The 16,735-nt window shown below is 64.3% G+C and carries 12 protein-coding genes; 4 read left to right on the forward strand and 8 right to left on the reverse strand.

The window, feature by feature from the left end; all coding sequences use genetic code 11:
• Window position 1: 1 nt before the first annotated feature.
• Window positions 2–3,898 (reverse strand): phosphoribosylformylglycinamidine synthase, encoded by a 3,897-nt coding sequence (gene purL, locus HMPREF3014_RS28355; protein WP_003137917.1) that lies wholly within the window; start codon window positions 3,896–3,898, stop codon window positions 2–4.
• 286 nt (window positions 3,899–4,184) lie between these two features.
• Here purL and mltF point away from each other — a divergent pair, with 286 nt between their 5' ends.
• Window positions 4,185–5,657, forward strand: a complete 1,473-nt coding sequence (mltF, locus tag HMPREF3014_RS28360) for a membrane-bound lytic murein transglycosylase MltF (protein WP_003104806.1) — start codon at window positions 4,185–4,187, stop codon at window positions 5,655–5,657.
• Window positions 5,658–5,670: 13 nt separating this feature from the next.
• On the opposite strand, the gene HMPREF3014_RS28365 is transcribed toward mltF, so the two are convergent.
• Complete coding sequence (locus tag HMPREF3014_RS28365) at window positions 5,671–6,255, reverse strand: DUF2239 family protein (RefSeq protein ID WP_009876950.1); 585 nt, start codon at window positions 6,253–6,255, stop codon at window positions 5,671–5,673.
• A 125-nt stretch (window positions 6,256–6,380) separates the two neighbouring features.
• Complete coding sequence (locus tag HMPREF3014_RS28370) at window positions 6,381–7,637, reverse strand: aromatic amino acid transport family protein (protein WP_003092694.1); 1,257 nt, start codon at window positions 7,635–7,637, stop codon at window positions 6,381–6,383.
• A gap of 62 nt (window positions 7,638–7,699) precedes the next feature.
• Here HMPREF3014_RS28370 and HMPREF3014_RS34110 point away from each other — a divergent pair, with 62 nt between their 5' ends.
• The gene (locus HMPREF3014_RS34110; protein WP_152959661.1) at window positions 7,700–7,939 is read left to right on the forward strand and encodes a hypothetical protein; all 240 of its coding nucleotides are present in this window, start codon (window positions 7,700–7,702) and stop codon (window positions 7,937–7,939) included.
• Between the two features lie 86 nt (window positions 7,940–8,025).
• Here HMPREF3014_RS34110 and tadA read toward each other — a convergent pair whose 3' ends face one another.
• The 3 genes from tadA to HMPREF3014_RS28385 all read right to left on the reverse strand — a co-directional run bounded on the left by tadA (window position 8,026) and on the right by HMPREF3014_RS28385 (window position 11,114).
• The gene (gene tadA / locus HMPREF3014_RS28375; protein ID WP_009876951.1) at window positions 8,026–8,574 is read right to left on the reverse strand and encodes a tRNA adenosine(34) deaminase TadA; all 549 of its coding nucleotides are present in this window, start codon (window positions 8,572–8,574) and stop codon (window positions 8,026–8,028) included.
• Window positions 8,565–9,956 (reverse strand): multicopper oxidase family protein, encoded by a 1,392-nt coding sequence (locus HMPREF3014_RS28380; protein WP_003092698.1) that lies wholly within the window; start codon window positions 9,954–9,956, stop codon window positions 8,565–8,567. Before HMPREF3014_RS28380 ends, tadA begins: the two co-directional genes overlap by 10 nt.
• A 162-nt stretch (window positions 9,957–10,118) precedes the next feature.
• Window positions 10,119–11,114, reverse strand: a complete 996-nt coding sequence (locus tag HMPREF3014_RS28385) for an NADP-dependent oxidoreductase (protein ID WP_023087085.1) — start codon at window positions 11,112–11,114, stop codon at window positions 10,119–10,121.
• A gap of 190 nt (window positions 11,115–11,304) precedes the next feature.
• Between HMPREF3014_RS28385 and HMPREF3014_RS28390 the strand changes: the two genes are divergently transcribed.
• Window positions 11,305–12,219, forward strand: coding sequence for an AraC family transcriptional regulator (locus HMPREF3014_RS28390; RefSeq protein ID WP_003162432.1), 915 nt, complete (start codon window positions 11,305–11,307; stop codon window positions 12,217–12,219).
• A gap of 51 nt (window positions 12,220–12,270) precedes the next feature.
• Here HMPREF3014_RS28390 and HMPREF3014_RS34865 read toward each other — a convergent pair whose 3' ends face one another.
• Entirely contained in the window at window positions 12,271–13,419 is a 1,149-nt protein-coding gene (locus HMPREF3014_RS34865) for an MFS transporter (protein WP_016852510.1), read from the reverse strand.
• A gap of 68 nt (window positions 13,420–13,487) precedes the next feature.
• On the reverse strand, window positions 13,488–14,450 hold the full coding sequence (locus tag HMPREF3014_RS28400; protein ID WP_023087084.1) for an SDR family NAD(P)-dependent oxidoreductase: 963 nt from the start codon (window positions 14,448–14,450) through the stop codon (window positions 13,488–13,490).
• Between the two features lie 770 nt (window positions 14,451–15,220).
• Here HMPREF3014_RS28400 and HMPREF3014_RS28405 point away from each other — a divergent pair.
• Window positions 15,221–16,690 (forward strand): AAA family ATPase, encoded by a 1,470-nt coding sequence (locus tag HMPREF3014_RS28405; RefSeq protein ID WP_025982364.1) that lies wholly within the window; start codon window positions 15,221–15,223, stop codon window positions 16,688–16,690.
• Window positions 16,691–16,735: the final 45 nt, after the last annotated feature.

Raw genomic sequence — 16,735 nt, forward strand, 5'->3', positions numbered from 1 at the left:
ATCAGTCCACCCAGACCCGGGCGTTGCGGAACATGCGCAGCCAGCCGCCGTCTTCCTGCCAGTCGTCCGGACGCCAGGAATTCTGCACGGCGCGGAACACCCGCTCGGGGTGCGGCATCATGATGGTGACCCGGCCGTCGCGGCTGCTCAGCCCGGTGATGCCGCGCGGCGACCCGTTGGGGTTGGCCGGGTAGGCTTCGGTGACCTTGCCGTGGTTGTCGACGAAACGCAGCGACACGCAGCCGGAAAGGTCGGCCTCGAGCAACGCTTCCTCCGACTCGAACTCCGCATGGCCTTCGCCATGGGCGATGGCGATCGGCAGGCGCGAACCGGCCATGCCCTGCAGGAAGATCGACGACGACTCCTGCACCTGGACCATCGCCACCCGCGCCTCGAACTGCTCGGAACGGTTGCGCACGAAGTGCGGCCAGAACTCGGTGCCGGGAATCAGCTCGTGCAGGTTGGACATCATCTGGCAGCCGTTGCAGACGCCGAGGGCGAAGCTGTCCTTGCGCGCGAAGAACGCCTGGAAGCCGTCGCGGGCGCGGGCGTTGAAGAGGATCGACTTGGCCCAGCCCTCGCCGGCGCCGAGCACGTCGCCGTAGGAGAAGCCACCGCAGGCCACCAGGCCCTTGAAGGCGTCCAGGTCGACCCGCCCGGCGAGGATGTCGCTCATGTGCACGTCGATCGCGGCGAAGCCGGCGCGGTCGAACGCCGCGGCCATCTCCACCTGGCCGTTGACGCCCTGCTCGCGGAGGATCGCCACTTTCGGCCGCACGCCCTTCTTGATGTAGGGCGCGGCGATGTCGTCGTTGACGTCGTAGCTGAGCTTGATCGACAGCCCGGGGTTGTCTTCGTCCAGCAGCGCGTCGAACTCCTGCTCGGCGCAGTCGGCGTTGTCGCGCAGACGCTGGATCTGGTAGCTGGTCTCGCTCCAGATGCGTTGCAGGATGCGGCGCTGGGCGCTGTAGACGGTCTCGCCGTTGTAGTTCAGGTTGATCTCGTAGCCGTTGACCGGCTGGCCGATCACCGCCACGCAGTCGTCGAGACCGGCGGCGCTGAACTGCGCGAGGACTTCCGGAGTGGCGCCCTCGCGAACCTGGATCACCGCGCCCAGTTCCTCGCTGAACAACACGGCCGCCAGCTCTTCGCGGCTATCGGCCAGGGCATCGAGGTTCAGCTCGACGCCGCAGTGACCGGCGAAGGCCATCTCCAGCACGCTGGTGATCAGGCCGCCGTCGGAACGGTCGTGGTAGGCGAGGATATGGCCGTCGGCATTGAGTCCCTGGATCACCGCGAAGAAGGCTTTCAGGTCCTCGGCGTCGTCGACGTCCGGCACGGCGCGGCCGAGCTTGCCGTGGACCTGGGCCAGGATCGAGCCGCCGAGACGGTTCTTGCCGCGGCCGAGATCGATCAGGATCAGGTCGGTCTCGCCCTTGTCCAGGCGCAGTTGCGGGGTCAGGCTCTGGCGCACGTCGGCGACCGGGGCGAAGCCGGTGACGATCAGCGAGACCGGAGAAGTGACGCTCTTGTCCTCGCCATTGTCCTGCCAGCGGGTCTTCATGGACATCGAGTCCTTGCCCACCGGGATGGTGATGCCCAGTTCCGGGCACAGTTCCATGCCCACGGCCTTGACCGTGTCATACAGGCGCGCGTCCTCGCCGGGGTGGCCGGCGGCGGCCATCCAGTTGGCGGAAAGCTTGATGTCGGACAGCTTGCCGATACGCGCGGCAGCCAGGTTGGTGACCGTCTCGCCGATGGCCATGCGTCCGGAAGCCGGGGCGTCCAGCAGCGCCAGCGGGGTACGTTCGCCCATCGCCATGGCCTCGCCGGTGTAGACGTCGAAGCTGGTGGCGGTGACGGCGCAGTCGGCCACCGGCACCTGCCAGGGCCCGACCATCTGGTCGCGGGCCACCAGCCCGGTGATGGTGCGGTCGCCGATGGTGATCAGGAAGCTCTTGCTGGCCACGGCGGGATGGCGCAGGACGCGCTCGACGCTTTCCTGCAGCTCCAGCCCGGCGGCGTCGAAATCGTCGCCCAGCTCGGCCTCGCGGGTAACCGCGCGGTGCATGCGCGGCGCCTTGCCGAGCAGGACTTCCAGCGGCATGTCCACCGGCTTGTTGTCGAAATGGCTGTCGGCGACGGTCAGCTGGCGCTGCTCGATGGCCTCGCCGACCACCGCGAACGGGCAGCGCTCGCGCTCGCAGATGGCCTTGAAGGTCTCGAAGTCGGCGGCGTCCACCGACAGCACGTAGCGCTCCTGCGACTCGTTGCACCAGATTTCCAGCGGGCTCATGCCCGGCTCGTCGTTGGGCACCGCGCGCAGCTCGAAGCGACCGCCGCGGCCGCCGTCGTTGATCAGTTCCGGCAGGGCGTTGGACAGGCCGCCGGCACCGACGTCATGGATGAAGCTGATCGGGTTGCGCTCGCCGAGCTGCCAGCAGCGGTCGATCACTTCCTGGCAACGTCGCTCCATTTCCGGGTTGTCGCGCTGCACCGAGGCGAAGTCGAGGTCGGCGGAGCTGGCGCCGGTGGCCATCGAAGAGGCGGCGCCGCCGCCCAGGCCGATCAGCATGGCCGGGCCGCCAAGGACGATGAGCTTGGCGCCGACGCTGATCTCGCCCTTCTGCACGTGTTCGTCGCGAATGTTGCCCATGCCGCCGGCGAGCATGATCGGCTTGTGGTAGCCGCGCACTTCCTCGCCGTGAGGGGTAGCGATCTTCTGCTCGAAGGTACGGAAGTAGCCGGTCAGCGCCGGACGGCCGAACTCGTTGTTGAACGCGGCGCCGCCCAGCGGGCCCTCGACCATGATGTCCAGCGCGGTGACGATGCGCTCGGGCTTGCCGTAGGGCACTTCCCAGGGCTGTTCGAAACCGGGGATCTGCAGGTTGGACACGGTGAAGCCGGTCAGGCCGGCCTTCGGCTTGGCGCCGCGGCCGGTGGCGCCCTCGTCGCGGATCTCGCCGCCGGAACCGGTGGAGGCACCGGGGAACGGCGCGATGGCGGTCGGGTGGTTGTGGGTCTCCACCTTCATCAGGATCTGCACCGGCTCGCGGCTGGCGGCGTATTCGCGGGTCTGCGGATCGGGGAAGAAACGCCCGGCGACATGGCCGACGATGACCGCGGCGTTGTCCTTGTATGCGGACAGCACGCCTTCGCGGTTCATCTCGTAGGTGTTCTTGATCATGCCGAACAGGCTCTTGTCCTGGGCCTGCCCGTCGATGTCCCAACTGGCATTGAAGATCTTGTGCCGGCAATGCTCGGAGTTGGCCTGGGCGAACATCATCAGCTCGACGTCGTGCGGATTGCGCCCCAGTTCGCCGAAGCTCTTCAGCAGGTAGTCGATCTCGTCCTCGGCCAGGGCCAGGCCCAACTCGACGTTGGCCTTCTCCAGCGCGGCGCGACCGCCGCCAAGCACGTCGACGGCGGTGAGCGGGCGGGGCTGCGCATGGCTGAACAGCTCGGCGGCGCCTTCCAGGCGGTCCAGCACCAGTTGGGTCATGCGGTCATGCAGGCGGGCGGCGACCTGCTGGGCGTCGCTCTCGGACAGTTCGCCCTGCACATAGTAGGCAATGCCGCGCTCCAGCCGGTCGATCTTCGCCAGGCCGCAGTTGCGGGCGATGTCGGAGGCCTTGCTCGACCACGGCGAGATGGTGCCGAAGCGCGGCACCACCAGGAACAGCCGTCCGCTGGGCTCCTGCACCGGCACGCTCGGGCCGTATTTCAGCAGCCGCGCCAGCACCTGCTCCTCGTCGGCGGTGAGCGCGCCGGTGACGTCGGCGAAATGCGCGAACTCAGCGTACAGCCCGGTAACGGCAGGTACGTGCTGGGTCAGTTGCTCGAGCAGTTTGCCGTGGCGGAAAGCGGAAAGGGCGGGAGCGCCGCGCAGGATCAGCATTGTCGGAACAGCCTCTGGAGACGGGAAGGTGTGGGGGCCGGCCGGGCCGGCCCGCAGAGGCCGTGCATTCTACCGTAAAGCACCGTCCGGCGGCACCCGCGCCGATGGCTATCGCATAGCCCTCCATCGGATCCGCGGCGGCCCGCTTCGAAGCACTTCGAGAACGGCGCCGCAGCGCTCTGCGACGGGGCAAGCGAAACGGCGGACGAACGGTATCCCGGCGATAGCAGAGAAGGTCCCGGCTGTCGAGATATGGCGCCGTCTCGCCTTTGCGTATACTGCGCCGATGTTTGCCCTGACCGCGTACCGCTTACGTTGCGCCGCCTGGCTGTTGGCGACCGGCATCTTTCTGCTGCTTGCGGGCTGTAGCGAGGCGAAAGCCCCTACCGCCCTGGAGCGCGTGCAGAAGGAGGGCGTACTGCGCGTGATCACCCGCAACAGCCCGGCCACCTACTTCCAGGACCGCAACGGCGAAACCGGCTTCGAATACGAACTGGCCAAGCGCTTCGCCGAGCGTCTCGGCGTCGAGCTGAAGATCGAGACCGCCGACAACCTCGACGACCTCTATGCCCAGCTTTCCCGCGAGGGCGGCCCGGCGCTCGCCGCGGCCGGCCTGACCCCGGGACGCGAAGACGACGCCAGCGTGCGCTACTCGCACACCTACCTCGACGTCACCCCGCAGATCATCTACCGCAACGGCCAGCAGCGCCCGACCCGCCCGGAAGACCTGGTCGGCAAGCGCATCATGGTGCTTAAGGGCAGCAGCCACGCGGAGCAGCTCGCCGAGCTGAAGAAGCAGTATCCCGAACTGAAGTACGAAGAATCCGATGCTGTCGAAGTGGTCGACCTGTTGCGCATGGTCGACGTCGGCGACATCGACCTGACCCTGGTCGACTCCAACGAACTGGCGATGAACCAGGTGTACTTCCCCAACGTCCGCGTCGCCTTCGACTTCGGCGAAGCCCGCGGGCTGGCCTGGGCCTTGCCGGGGGGCGACGACGACAGCCTGATGAACGAGGTCAACGCGTTCCTCGACCAGGCCAAGAAGGAAGGCCTGCTGCAACGCCTGAAGGACCGTTACTACGGGCATGTCGACGTACTCGGCTACGTCGGCGCCTACACCTTCGCCCAGCACCTGCAGCAACGCCTGCCGCGCTACGAAAGCCACTTCAAGCAGAGCGGCAAGCAGTTGGATACCGACTGGCGCCTGCTCGCCGCCATCGGCTACCAGGAATCGCTGTGGCAGCCCGGCGCCACCTCCAAGACCGGCGTGCGCGGCCTGATGATGCTGACCAACCGGACCGCCCAGGCGATGGGCGTGTCCAACCGGCTCGACCCGAAGCAGAGCATCCAGGGCGGCAGCAAGTATTTCGTGCAGATCCGCAGCGAACTGCCCGAGAGCATCAAGGAACCGGACCGCAGCTGGTTCGCCCTGGCCGCCTACAACATCGGCGGCGCGCACCTGGAAGACGCGCGCAAGATGGCCGAGAAGGAAGGCCTCAACCCGAACAAGTGGCTGGACGTGAAGAAGATGCTGCCGCGCCTGGCGCAGAAGCAGTGGTACGCCAAGACCCGCTACGGCTATGCGCGCGGCGGCGAGACCGTGCACTTCGTACAGAACGTGCGGCGCTACTACGACATCCTCACCTGGGTGACCCAGCCGCAGATGGAAGGCAGCCAGATCGCCGAGAGCGGGTTGCACCTGCCCGGCGTGAACAAGACGCGCCCGGAAGAAGACAGCGGCGACGAGAAACTCTAGCCGCCCCCTCCCCTCAGGATTCTCTGTCGCTTGCCAGCCAGGCGGCGTGCTCGCGCACATCGGTCGGCCAGCCGGCGATCCGCTCGGCGAAGCCCTCGCGATCCCCGGCGAACAGCGCACGCGTCGCCTCCTCGAAGCCCGGCAGGTCGCCGGCCATCGCATTCATGAAATGGTAGGCGCGCTCCTGCGCCTGCCGCGCACGCCCGGACTGGCTGCGGCGCGCCTCCTCGACCAGCTTGCGCAGCGCCACCGAGGCGCCCCCGGGCTGCGCGGCGAGCCATTCCCAGTGGCGCGGCAACAAGGTCACCTCGCGCGCCACCACGCCCAGCTTCGGCCGCCCGCGCCCGCGCGGCGCGGCCTCCTCCGCCGGTTGCCGCTCGCCTGCGACGACCAGGCGCGCCAGCAGGTCCTCGCTGGAACCACGGATATCGAGATCGACGGAGCGCCCAGTGGCATTGTCGAATACCAGCAGCGGTCCGGCTGCACCGCCGGCGACCGCTTGCTTCAAGGCCAGCGCGACCTCCGGCAGCGCCGCCGTCAGCAGCCGGCGCGTGCCGTCGAAGCAGGTGAAGGATTGGATGTATGGATCATTGGCCATGACAGGCTCCCATGGATGGAACGCCCGAATAATACCCGGATATAAATAGAGCGACAATATTATCCGGATAAAATAAATCCCATGAAAAAGGCCGCCCTATGGCGGCCTCTTCCGGCAGCGATGACCTACCAGCCGGCCGGCAGCAGGTTCATGGCGCTACAAATGGCGTAGGCGGCGCTGGCCAGGTAGATCGTCACGATCACCGCCTGGATCGCCGGATGGGCGATCCAGCCGCATTTCCAGGCCGGCTCGAAGTCGCCGTTCCTACGCGCCGAGCGCAGCATCAGGATCGGCATGATCGAGAGAATCACCCCGCTGAAGGCCCCGGCGAAGTACAACGCGTTGACGAAGCCGACCAGCCCGCTGTAGGCCAGGACGAACGGCGGCAGCGCGACGATCGCCAGCACCAGCAGGCGGGTCTTCGGCCGGTTCTCCGGACCGAGCTTGTGGAACTTGTCGAAGATGTTGGTCAGGAAGCTACCGCCCAGGCCCCAGTAGGACGTCAGCATGGCGCACAGGGCGAAGGTGTTGGCGGTGAAGAAGGCCCATTCGCCGAGCGCCTTGCCCCAGGCCAGGGTGGCGACTTCGGACTGGTTCTCCAGGCCGGTCAGGGCGATCACCGAGAGCGGCACGATGCTGAGCAGGACGAAGGTGGTCAGCATCCCGGTGATCACCGCCTTCGGCAGGCGCTCCGGGGCGTGGCTGAAACCACGGGCCATCTCCGGGACGATGTACTGGGCGGAGAAGCAGAACACCGCGATGTTGAATACCGGGACCATGTAGATCCAGTCGCCTTCGAGCAGGCGAGCGAACTCGGTATTGTCGTTGAGCAGGGTGGCCGCCACCAGGATCAGGATCATGCTGACCATGCCGATGCTGATGAACTTCTCGCCCTTGCCGATGGCGCTCAGTCCCAGGTACAGCACGCCGGCGGCCGGAATGAAGAACAGCACGCTGCCCAGGGCCGGGCTGATGCCGAAGAAGGCGCTGAGGATCTTGCCGCTGCCGCTCATGTAGGCGATCAGCGCGCCGATGCTGTTGACCGCCACGGACAGGAAGATCGCCCAGGCGCCGAAGGAGCCGACATAGCGCTGGGCAAGGCCGCTCAACTGGTTGTGGGTGCGCGTGCGCAGGGCGGTTTCCGAGACGTAGAGCATGGAAATGGTGGTGAACAGGCCGGCCACCGCCAGCCAGAGCAGCAATGGCATGAAGCCGGCCTTGCGGCTGGCGTAGGCCATGGACAGCACGCCTGCGCCGATGTTGGTTCCGACGATCATCGCCACCGCCTCGAGGAACGTCAGGCGCTTGACCTCCAGTCCCGAGGAATCGACGGCTTCCGCCCCGGCGTGATCCTGATACTGCTGGACCCGGGTATCACTCATGACAACAACTCCCTGCATTTCGAATTGGCATTGTGCGGGAGGCGGCCAGGACCGCCGTACCGATGGCCTTCTTCGAGGACAATGCAGGGCCGGGAATCGCGGACGCCTCCGGACCGGCCGCGCTTTTCGGCTGCGCGGTCCGGCGGGGGTATCCGCAGGCGGGCTCGCTCTCACCTGAAGCCATTGCCTGCGGGCCGCTTGCTCAAGCGGCCGTGCAAAATATCACACAATTCGACGAAGGAAGCGCGCGGCGACTACGACTTTACGCCTATGCCGATCGTCCGAAATATCCGGATAAATAATTGATGCAGATGGCTTTTGAAGGAGAGGAAGGGGCAAGGACGTGCTTTAACGTTTCAGCCGGAGCGTTCGAAAAGAGAAACATCCGTCAGTCTTCGCGAGGCTTCTTCGCCGCTTCGCGCCGCGCGCGGAAGAACGCCGAGAGCACCTGGCTGCATTCTTCCGCCAGCACGCCACCCTCGACCATGACCCTATGGTTGAGATGCTCCTGCTCGAAGAATCGCCCACGGCTTTCCACTGCGCCCGACTTGGGCTCGACCGTGCCGTACACCAGGCGCTGGATGCGTGCGTGCACCAGCAGTCCGGAACACATGCTGCAGGGTTCCAGGGTCACATACAGGGTGCTGCCTGGCAACCGGTAGTTGCCCGCCTCCGCCGCTGCCATGCGGATCGCCAGCATTTCGGCGTGGGCACTGGGATCGTGGCTACTGATCGGCCGGTTGAAGCCCCGCCCGATGATCTCGCCCTCGCGCACCAGGACCGCGCCCACCGGCACTTCGCCGAGGGCCGCGGCCTTTTCCGCCTCTGCCAGGGCCTCGCGCATGAAATGCGGGTCCCGGCTGCGATCGATGATCGGACGCACGCCTTTTACCGTCGGGTAGCCCTTGCCGTTGCTGATCAGCTTAGTCACCCGCACCAGGCCTCGCCGACCGCGATGGTCCCCATCAGGCCGGTCTCCATATGGTCGATGACGTGGCAGTGGAACATCCACAGGCCCGGATTGTCCGCCACCAGCGCGACGCGGGCAGTCTCGTTCTTGCCCAGCAGGTAGGTGTCGGTGAAGTACGGGATGATCTCCCGGCGATCCGAATCCAGCACCTTGAAGGCCATCCCATGCAGGTGGATCGGATGCTGGTACTGCGCCATGTTGCGCAGCTCGAAGATGTAGCTCTGGCCTTCCTTGAGCTTGGCCAGCGGCGGCGCGTTGTGCTTGTGCTCCTCGCCGCCCTCCCAGGCCTTGCCGTTGATCTGCCAGAACGACGGATAGGGATTCTTGCCGCTGGTATCGGACATCGCCCCGACCCACTCGAAACGGAAACCGATCTTCTCGGCATTGGCCAGGTCCGGTTCGCTCACCGGATTCGCCGGCAACGGCTTCGGCCAGTCGCCGGCAGGTGCCTCGGCGCTGGCCACGCTGCGGATCGTCGCCAGGCGTACCGGCCCGTCGCGCAGGGACAGCTCGGTGCCCGCTTCCGGCACCTTCAGCGCCAGCTCCAGGCGCATCCCGGGACCGATCCAGTACTGCCCCTCGAAGCCGCGTGGTTCCACCGGATGGCCATCGATGGCATAGATCCTCGCCTCGCCGTTGGGCAGGTTGAGACGGTAGGTGACGGTGTTGTCGACGTTCAGCAGGCGCACCCGGACGATCTGCCCGGCCGGCAGGTCGATGGTCGGCACATGCTTGCCGTTGATCGTCGAATAGCGCCCGCGGGTGCCTTCTCGCGCGGCCTGGCGCGGCACGCTGAAGGGGGTGAAGGCGCCCTGCTCGTCCACGTGCCAGGTCTTCAGGCAGAGAACCTTCTCGTGGCGGAACCCGGTGGGTTCGCGCTCCTCGATGATCAGCGGGCCGACCAGTCCGCGGCCGAGCTGCTCGCTGCTCATCAGGTGCGGGTGGTACCAGTAGCTGCCGGCGTCCTGGGTCTTGAACTGGTAGATGAAGCTCTCGCCCGGCTGCACCGGCGGCTGGGAAATGTACGGCACGCCGTCCATCTCGATCGGCAGGCGGATGCCGTGCCAGTGGATGGTGGTCGGTTCGTCCAGCCTGTTGGTGAAGCGCACCCGCAGCCACTCGCCCTGCTTCGCCCGCAACTCCACGCCGGGGCACTGGCCGCCATAGGCCAGCGCCGGACTGCTGAAGCCCGGGACGATCTCCAGGTCCAGCGGCGCGGCGATCAGTTCGTAGTCGTACTCCTGCGCCACCTGCGGACGCGCCAGCCAGAAGCGCGCGCCGCCGGCGCCGAGGCCGACCACCGCCAGCCCGGCGAGGCCGCCGAGCACTTGTCTACGGGTAAATGTCATGGAGCCTTCACCTTCGCGGTACTGCGGCTGGGAAATGATAGATTTTCTCATTTCCACGCCCACAAGGCGAGTTCTCGCTCGGAACAAATACACTCCCGCTGACCTGCAGCAAGCAAAAGAGCTCCCCAGCGCCAGCGGCGGATCGCTGGTCGCGGACTGCGCTCAGGCTACCTTCACGATGCGCTTGCCGAAGTTCTCGCCATTCAACAGGCCGACCAGAGCCGCCGGCAGGCTTTCCAGTCCGTAGAGCACATCCTCGTATACCTTGATCTGCCCGGAGTCGACCCATGCCTTGAGATCGGAGAGCGCCCGCTCTCTGCTCTCGAGAAAGTCGCCAAGAAGGAATCCGCGCAACGTCAGGCGCTTGATGATGAGCAGCCCGGGGATCCCGGCAGGACCGGCGGCGGGTCGGTCCAGGTTGTATTGCGAAATCGCGCCGCAACAGGCGACCCGTCCATGCTCCGCCATGTTCGGCAGACAGGCATCGAGGATTGCACCGCCGGTGTTGTCGAAATACGCGTCGATCCCGTCCGAACAGGTCCGCCGCAAGTCATCGGCCAGCGTCCCCGTCTTGTAGTCGAGTGCCGCGTCGAAACCCAGTTCACGAACCAGCCAGGCGCATTTGCTGGCGCCTCCCGCAATGCCGACAGTACGGCAGCCCCTGATCCTGGCGATCTGCCCAACGATAGAGCCGACGGCACCGGCGGCGGCTGACACCGCCAGCGTTTCGCCCTGCATCGGCCTCACGCATTCGAGAAGGCCGAAATAGGCCGTCAGGCCTGCTACGCCGTAGACGCTGAGCAGGTGCGTGAGGGGCTCGAGGCACGGCAGCCTGATGAGCCCGGCCGCCGGCACGACCGCGAAAGTCTGCCAGCCGGTCTCGGCACAGACCAGGTCGCCGGGCTGGAACGACGCCGAGCACGATTCCACCACCTCGGCCAGCCCCAACCCCGCCATCACCTCCCCGGCCACGAGGCCGGGGCGATAGGTCGCGCCTTGCATCCAGGCCCGGCTGGCGGCGTCCAGCGATATGTACAGGACACGAAGCAACAGCTCACCGTCGGCCGGAACCGGATAACGCACCTCCCGCCCCTGAAAATGCCGGACAGCGAGCGCAGTCCGGGGAAGCTCGCTCAGAACGATCTGACGGTTGATCATCGCTTCTCTCCCGCCGCGAGAGCGACACTGTCGCTGGCCTCACCGCCGAAAGCGGGAGGCATGTGAAACTGTCTGTCGTGCATGCTGTTCTCCGAGTCGATGGCAACCTGATGCAATCTCATTGTGAGAAAACATCTCCGGACTTAGAATGCAAAAAACTCCTATCTTCTATCGCGATCGTCCAGCATCAATGGATCCTCTCTCCGAAGTCCTTTCCCTGGTCAACAGCCAGGACTCCTCCTTCGGCGCCCTGAAGACCGGCGGCGATTGGGCACTCCGCTTTCCGGCACCGGAAGGTGTGAAGTTCAACGTGGTAGTCCGTGGCGCTTGCCTGCTGGCCACCGACGGCATGGAAGAGCCGATCCGACTGGAAGCGGGCGACTGCTTTCTGGTGTCCTGCCGCAGTCCGCTGCTGGTCGGCAGCGATCTATCCCTTCCCGCCGCCGACGCCACGCTGCTCTACCGAGATGCCCCTGACGGCGTCGCGCACTATGGGGAAAGCGAGGATTGTTTCCTGATCGGCGGTCGCTTCGCCTTTGGCGAAGAAGCCAACCTGCTGTTCGACGGGCTGCCTCCGGTGACCGTCGTGAAAAGCGATTCGGACCAGGCATCCGTACTGAGCTGGGCGCTGCACCGACTGGCCCATGAGTTTTCCTGCCCGTCACCCGGTAGCGCGCTGATCGCTCACCACCTGGGCCACATCATGCTGGCGCAGGTGCTGCGCCTCTATCTCGCCGGCAAGGGCAGCGACACGCCCAGTTGGCTGCTGGCGTTGTCCGATCCGCGCATAGGCGCGGCGATCCGGGCGATCCACGCCGAGCCGGCCAAAGTCTGGACGGTCGAGCGCCTGGCCGACGTAGCGGGTACCTCGCGCTCCACGCTGGCCCTGCGTTTCAAGCAAACCGCGGGACTGGCGCCGCTGGAATATGTATCGCACTGGCGTATGCAATTGGCGGCTCGCGCCCTGCGCGACAGCAAAGCGACGATTTCCTCGATCGCGCAAACCCTGGGCTACGGCTCGGACAGCGCCTTCAGCAACGCCTTCAAACGCATCATGAAATGCTCGCCCAGAGACTATCGCAGCCGACAGGCCAGCAGGGCATAGCGCTCGGCGAACCGCCCATGCGGCAGGTTCCCCGAGCGGTCGAGCGCATGGTCAAACGACCGACGGAGCTTGCCACGGTATCTTTCCCGCCCGAAGGATGATCCCGATGGCCAGGACCACGCACGCGCCGAAGGCATAACGCAGGCCGAACGCTTCGGAGAGAAAGCCGATCAGCGGCGGGCCGATCAACGTGCCCAGGAATCCGATCGTCAGAACGGCTGCGATAGCCGAACTCGGCGCCATGCTCGAGGAGCGGGCGGCGGCCCCCGCCACCAGCGGAATGACGGTACAGATGCCGAGACCGACAAGGCAGAAGCCAATGATCGACGCCAGCAGGCTCGGATAGGCGATCGTCGTGACCATGCCGATCAAGGCGAGCCCCCCGCTCCACTGCAAGGTGCTGCGCGTACCGAAACGGTCGGCGACTCGGTTCAGCAGAAGCCGGCCGACAGTCATGGCGCCCATGAACACCATGAAGCCGACTCCGACCAGTTGCCGCTCGGCCGAGACCACGTCCTGGAAATAGACGACGCTCCAGTCATACATGATGCCTTCGCAGGCCATCGAGAAAAAAACGATCAGCCCGTAGTTGAAAAGCCTCCTGTCCGGCATCGTGAAGGCCCGCCCGACCCGCTCCGCGCCAGGCTGGTCGTGGAGAAAGCGCCAGCAGGCCAGGGCGGCCAGGAAGGCGATCACCGATATCACGCCGAAATGCGTGGACAAGGCAAAGTCCTGCCCGATCATCAACGCCCCGAACCCGGCGCCGACGAATCCCGCCAACCCCCATATACCGTGGAAAAACGGTAACTCGGTCTTTCCGATGAGCGCCTCCGACAGGCTTGCCTGGGTATTGTTCGACACATTGACCGCGCTATAGGAGAACCCCGATACGAACAACAGAGCAGCAAGCTGGTAGACGCTAGAAGCCAAGGGAACCAACGACAGCAGAACGGCGTTCGCGAGAATCGCCGTTACTCCAACGTTTCTGCTGCCGAGCTTCGCGATCATCCAGCCGGATACCGGCAACGAGAGCACCACCCCGGCCGACATGGCGAAAAGCGCACTGCCGAACACCCCGTCGGAAAGCTGGAGTCCGTCTTTTATCGTGGCCATCCGGGAGCTGAGGCTCCCGAAACACAATCCGAGCATGAAGAACATGCCGGAGATGGCAATACCTTTCCCTACGCTGCTGGAGGTCATTCGATCGATCCCGGTGCTTGTTTGATGGACAGAAAGCGCGGTATCCGCGACGTCTTCCGTGTGCTCGACTAGGACGCGAATGCGTCGATCCCGGTGAGCGTCGCCGAAAGCCTCCAGAGGCGGCGGGCCTGCTCCGGATCGATCGCATGCTCGCGTACGCCGGCCAGGGTGCGCGAGTCGTCCGGCGCGATGCCTGCGATGTCGCAATCCTCGCAGTAGAGCCCGCCCATCCCCGCCAGCAGCGGAGAGGTCGCAGCCCACAGCTGGGTGGCAGCCCCCTGCTGCGGGGTCTTGAGCGTGTCGGGGCTGGCCGGATTGCCGGCTTCGTCCATCCAGCCCAGGGCGATCATCTCCGCCCGTGGAACATGGCGTTGCAACGGTGTGGCGATGCTGCCCGGATGCAATGCGAAGGCATGCACACCCCTCTCGCGACCCAGCGCATCCAACTGGATGGCGAACAGGGCGTTGGCAGTCTTCGACTGCGCATAAGCCAGCCACTTGTCGTAGCCCCGTTCGAACTGCACGTCGTCCCAGCGGATCGCCGAGTAGTGGTGCCCGGCGGAGGACACGGCGACCACTCGCGCATCATCCGCGAGCGACGGCCACAAGAGGTTCACCAGGGCGTAGTGGCCAAGGTGATTGGTCGCGAACTGCGCTTCCCAGCCCGGGCCTACGCGGGTCTCGGGACAGGCCATCACACCGGCGTTGTTGATGACGATATCGGCACGACGGCGCGAGGCGGAGAAGGCCTCGGCGAACCGACGCACGCTGGCCAACTCGGCCAGGTCGAGCGCCTGCACCTCGACTTCGTCGAGCCCGAGCAGCGCCTCCCTTGCCACATCCGGTCTGCGCGCCGTAACAATGACCCGCGCGCCCGCGTCGGCCAGCGCCTTCGTGGTTTCCAGGCCAAGACCGGAGTAGCCGCCGGTCACGATGGCGGTCTTTCCGGAGAGGTCTCGCCCCGCCATCACCTCGCTGGCCTGCGTTTTCGCTCCGAATCCCGAATTGATGGGGGTTTGCCTGATAGTCATGAGAATTCTCCTCGCATGCGGAAGCGGCCAGGCGGATAGCGCTGGCTCTTGGGACGAGGGTCATTATCGAAGTGGAAAACTGGATTCTGAATGCAGCAGAATCCAGTTTCCTGTCGAGATCGTCCGACCCCGTAAGCAACTGTTTCATCTCCGCTGCAAGAAAAGCGTGGGATGGCGGAGCTTCAGCGCGAAAGACGCTCAGTGGCGGAGCGCAACGGTAGACTCGCCGGGCGGCGCAGGGGGCACCCGTGGACCGGGGGGGGCGAACGATGATCGGCGGGACGCTGCAACGGGGAGGCAGGCGCTAGCCCTCGAGGAACCTGGCGACGGACGCAAAGGCATGGCGTCGCCGATACGTGGGCTGAATGGAGAAAGCGGGACGACATCGCCCCGCTTCCCGTCCGTGGCAACTTCCAGTGTCACGAACGGATAGACACTGCGGGAAAGCCGCATGAGATCATGCGGCTTGCGGGATCACTCCCACTCAGCTATCAATAAGAGGATAAAACTTCGCTAAATCAAGGCATTGCGAGTGCAGACTTAGCCGATACCGCGAAAAATACCACACCTGACCAATGGGGGCCGCCTATAGGCAGCTCAGGCGAACAACTGCGTCGATCCGCCCATACGAGAGTCAGTGGCGGTCACACCAAACTGCGGATCTGATCACCATCTCAACGCAGACGTCAGAACAAAGAGAGACACCGACGTGCCTATCCGGTCGGTGTATTCGATATCATATGTCGGCAATGAAACATGGAGTTACGATCTTGAAAGTAAGTGAATTGTCAGGCCAAACCGCACGCCTCTCCGGCTTGAACAACATCAACATACTTGTAGGCCGCAACGGCGCGGGAAAGAGTCGTTTCTTTCGTGATATCGACGAAATGGCCAGCCGCAGTACGCAACTATTTTATGTCCGGTATGTCAGTCCAGAGCGAGCGGGGTCGTTCAAGCGTGATGGCAACGTCCTCACAAATATGAGCAACGACCCCGAATGGCTGCGGCACACGCGTGCAGTCAATCAGGCCAGCGACTTCAAAGCTGCATCGGCGATGCTCTTTCGCGAGGCTGAAACGCTTTATCTGCGCCGGCTCGCACGCACACCAGAAATCCGCTTGGATCCGACACGCAATTTCGAGACAGACCGGTTGAGCAAAGTAAATCAACTGCTCACTAATATTTCTCTAGAGATGGGTAATGCCGATTTCGAGTTTCGCTCGCTCCTCAATGGTGAAACAATCGCTCCGCAACAAATCAGCAGCGGCGAATCAGAAGCTGTGGCCTTGGCCGCTGAGATTCTCTATTTTTTCGATACGATTGATCCCGCGAAGTTCAACGTACTCCTCCTTGACGAGCCGGACGTACATCTTCACCCAGATCTGCAGGCACGGCTTGGCAAGCTAATCATCTCTATGCTTGATGAGTTCAAAGACCACGCAGACAGCATAGCCGTATGCATCTCCACACACAGCTCCCCGCTAGTCTGTTCTCTCGCAGCTTCGCCGTATGTGTCGATCGGCACAAAGAGTTTCGCGGTCGATATAGTTGAACTGAAACCGGCCAGCGCCGAGCTTCGCAAGATTGCTCCGTTCCTCGGACATCCCCTCTCCCTTTCGCTTAGCGATGATGCAGCTCTGATCCTCGAAGGAGAAGACGATGAGCGCGTCTGGCAGCAAGCTGCAAGAACGTCACAGGGCAGGATCAAAGTCTTTCCAGTGCTGGCCGCCAGCGTCGATCAGCAGGGCGCTCTTGAGACTTTCTGCATCCAACTGCTAGACACACTCTACGACAACCCAGTCGCCTTTTCGATTCGCGACGGCGACGGTGTGGTGGACCAGCCGCTCGAACACCGCCCCCCCCTCAAGCGTTACCGCCTCCAGTGCTACGCGATCGAGAATGCTCTATTGACTGACTCATGTCTTGCCGTAATGGACACGACCTGGGAAGACTTCATCGCCACATCAAGGAAATGGATCAAGGACAATCCAGACCATCGTGACACCGCTCTCATTGAGGAGCTCGCCGGATCGAGCGACCGCCTACGGCACAAGAAGATAAAAAAAATCCGTAACCTCATCTGCGACGTCGCCGGTTGCAAGAAGCCTTGGGAGATCGTAGTTGGTCAAGCGATCGCAGCACTGACAAGAGAAGATCTTGCAAATCCAAACATGCTAATCGACTTCCTCGGTGCGGAAATGGTCAGCAACGTTATCTTCAGGGATGCGGTAAATCCATGAGAGTTGCCCGATACCATGACAGCACTAGGCTCGCCCTCATGGTAT

The sequence above is a fragment of the Pseudomonas sp. HMSC065H01 genome, from assembly GCF_001815235.1.
Taxonomy (GTDB): Bacteria; Pseudomonadota; Gammaproteobacteria; order Pseudomonadales; family Pseudomonadaceae; genus Pseudomonas; species Pseudomonas aeruginosa.

Excerpts from the sequence above, each read along its gene's own strand:
- HMPREF3014_RS34865 (WP_016852510.1), bottom strand. The coding sequence starts at position 13,419 with ATGACCTCCAGCAGCGTAGGGAAAGGTATTGCCATCTCCGGCATGTTC.
- HMPREF3014_RS28400 (WP_023087084.1), bottom strand. The coding sequence starts at position 14,450 with ATGACTATCAGGCAAACCCCCATCAATTCGGGATTCGGAGCGAAAACG.
- mltF (WP_003104806.1), top strand. The coding sequence starts at position 4,185 with ATGTTTGCCCTGACCGCGTACCGCTTACGTTGCGCCGCCTGGCTGTTG.
- HMPREF3014_RS28365 (WP_009876950.1), bottom strand. The coding sequence starts at position 6,255 with ATGGCCAATGATCCATACATCCAATCCTTCACCTGCTTCGACGGCACG.
- purL (WP_003137917.1), bottom strand. The coding sequence starts at position 3,898 with ATGCTGATCCTGCGCGGCGCTCCCGCCCTTTCCGCTTTCCGCCACGGC.
- HMPREF3014_RS28380 (WP_003092698.1), bottom strand. The coding sequence starts at position 9,956 with ATGACATTTACCCGTAGACAAGTGCTCGGCGGCCTCGCCGGGCTGGCG.
- HMPREF3014_RS28385 (WP_023087085.1), bottom strand. The coding sequence starts at position 11,114 with ATGATCAACCGTCAGATCGTTCTGAGCGAGCTTCCCCGGACTGCGCTC.
- HMPREF3014_RS28390 (WP_003162432.1), top strand. The coding sequence starts at position 11,305 with ATGGATCCTCTCTCCGAAGTCCTTTCCCTGGTCAACAGCCAGGACTCC.
- HMPREF3014_RS28370 (WP_003092694.1), bottom strand. The coding sequence starts at position 7,637 with ATGAGTGATACCCGGGTCCAGCAGTATCAGGATCACGCCGGGGCGGAA.
- HMPREF3014_RS34110 (WP_152959661.1), top strand. The coding sequence starts at position 7,700 with ATGGCCTTCTTCGAGGACAATGCAGGGCCGGGAATCGCGGACGCCTCC.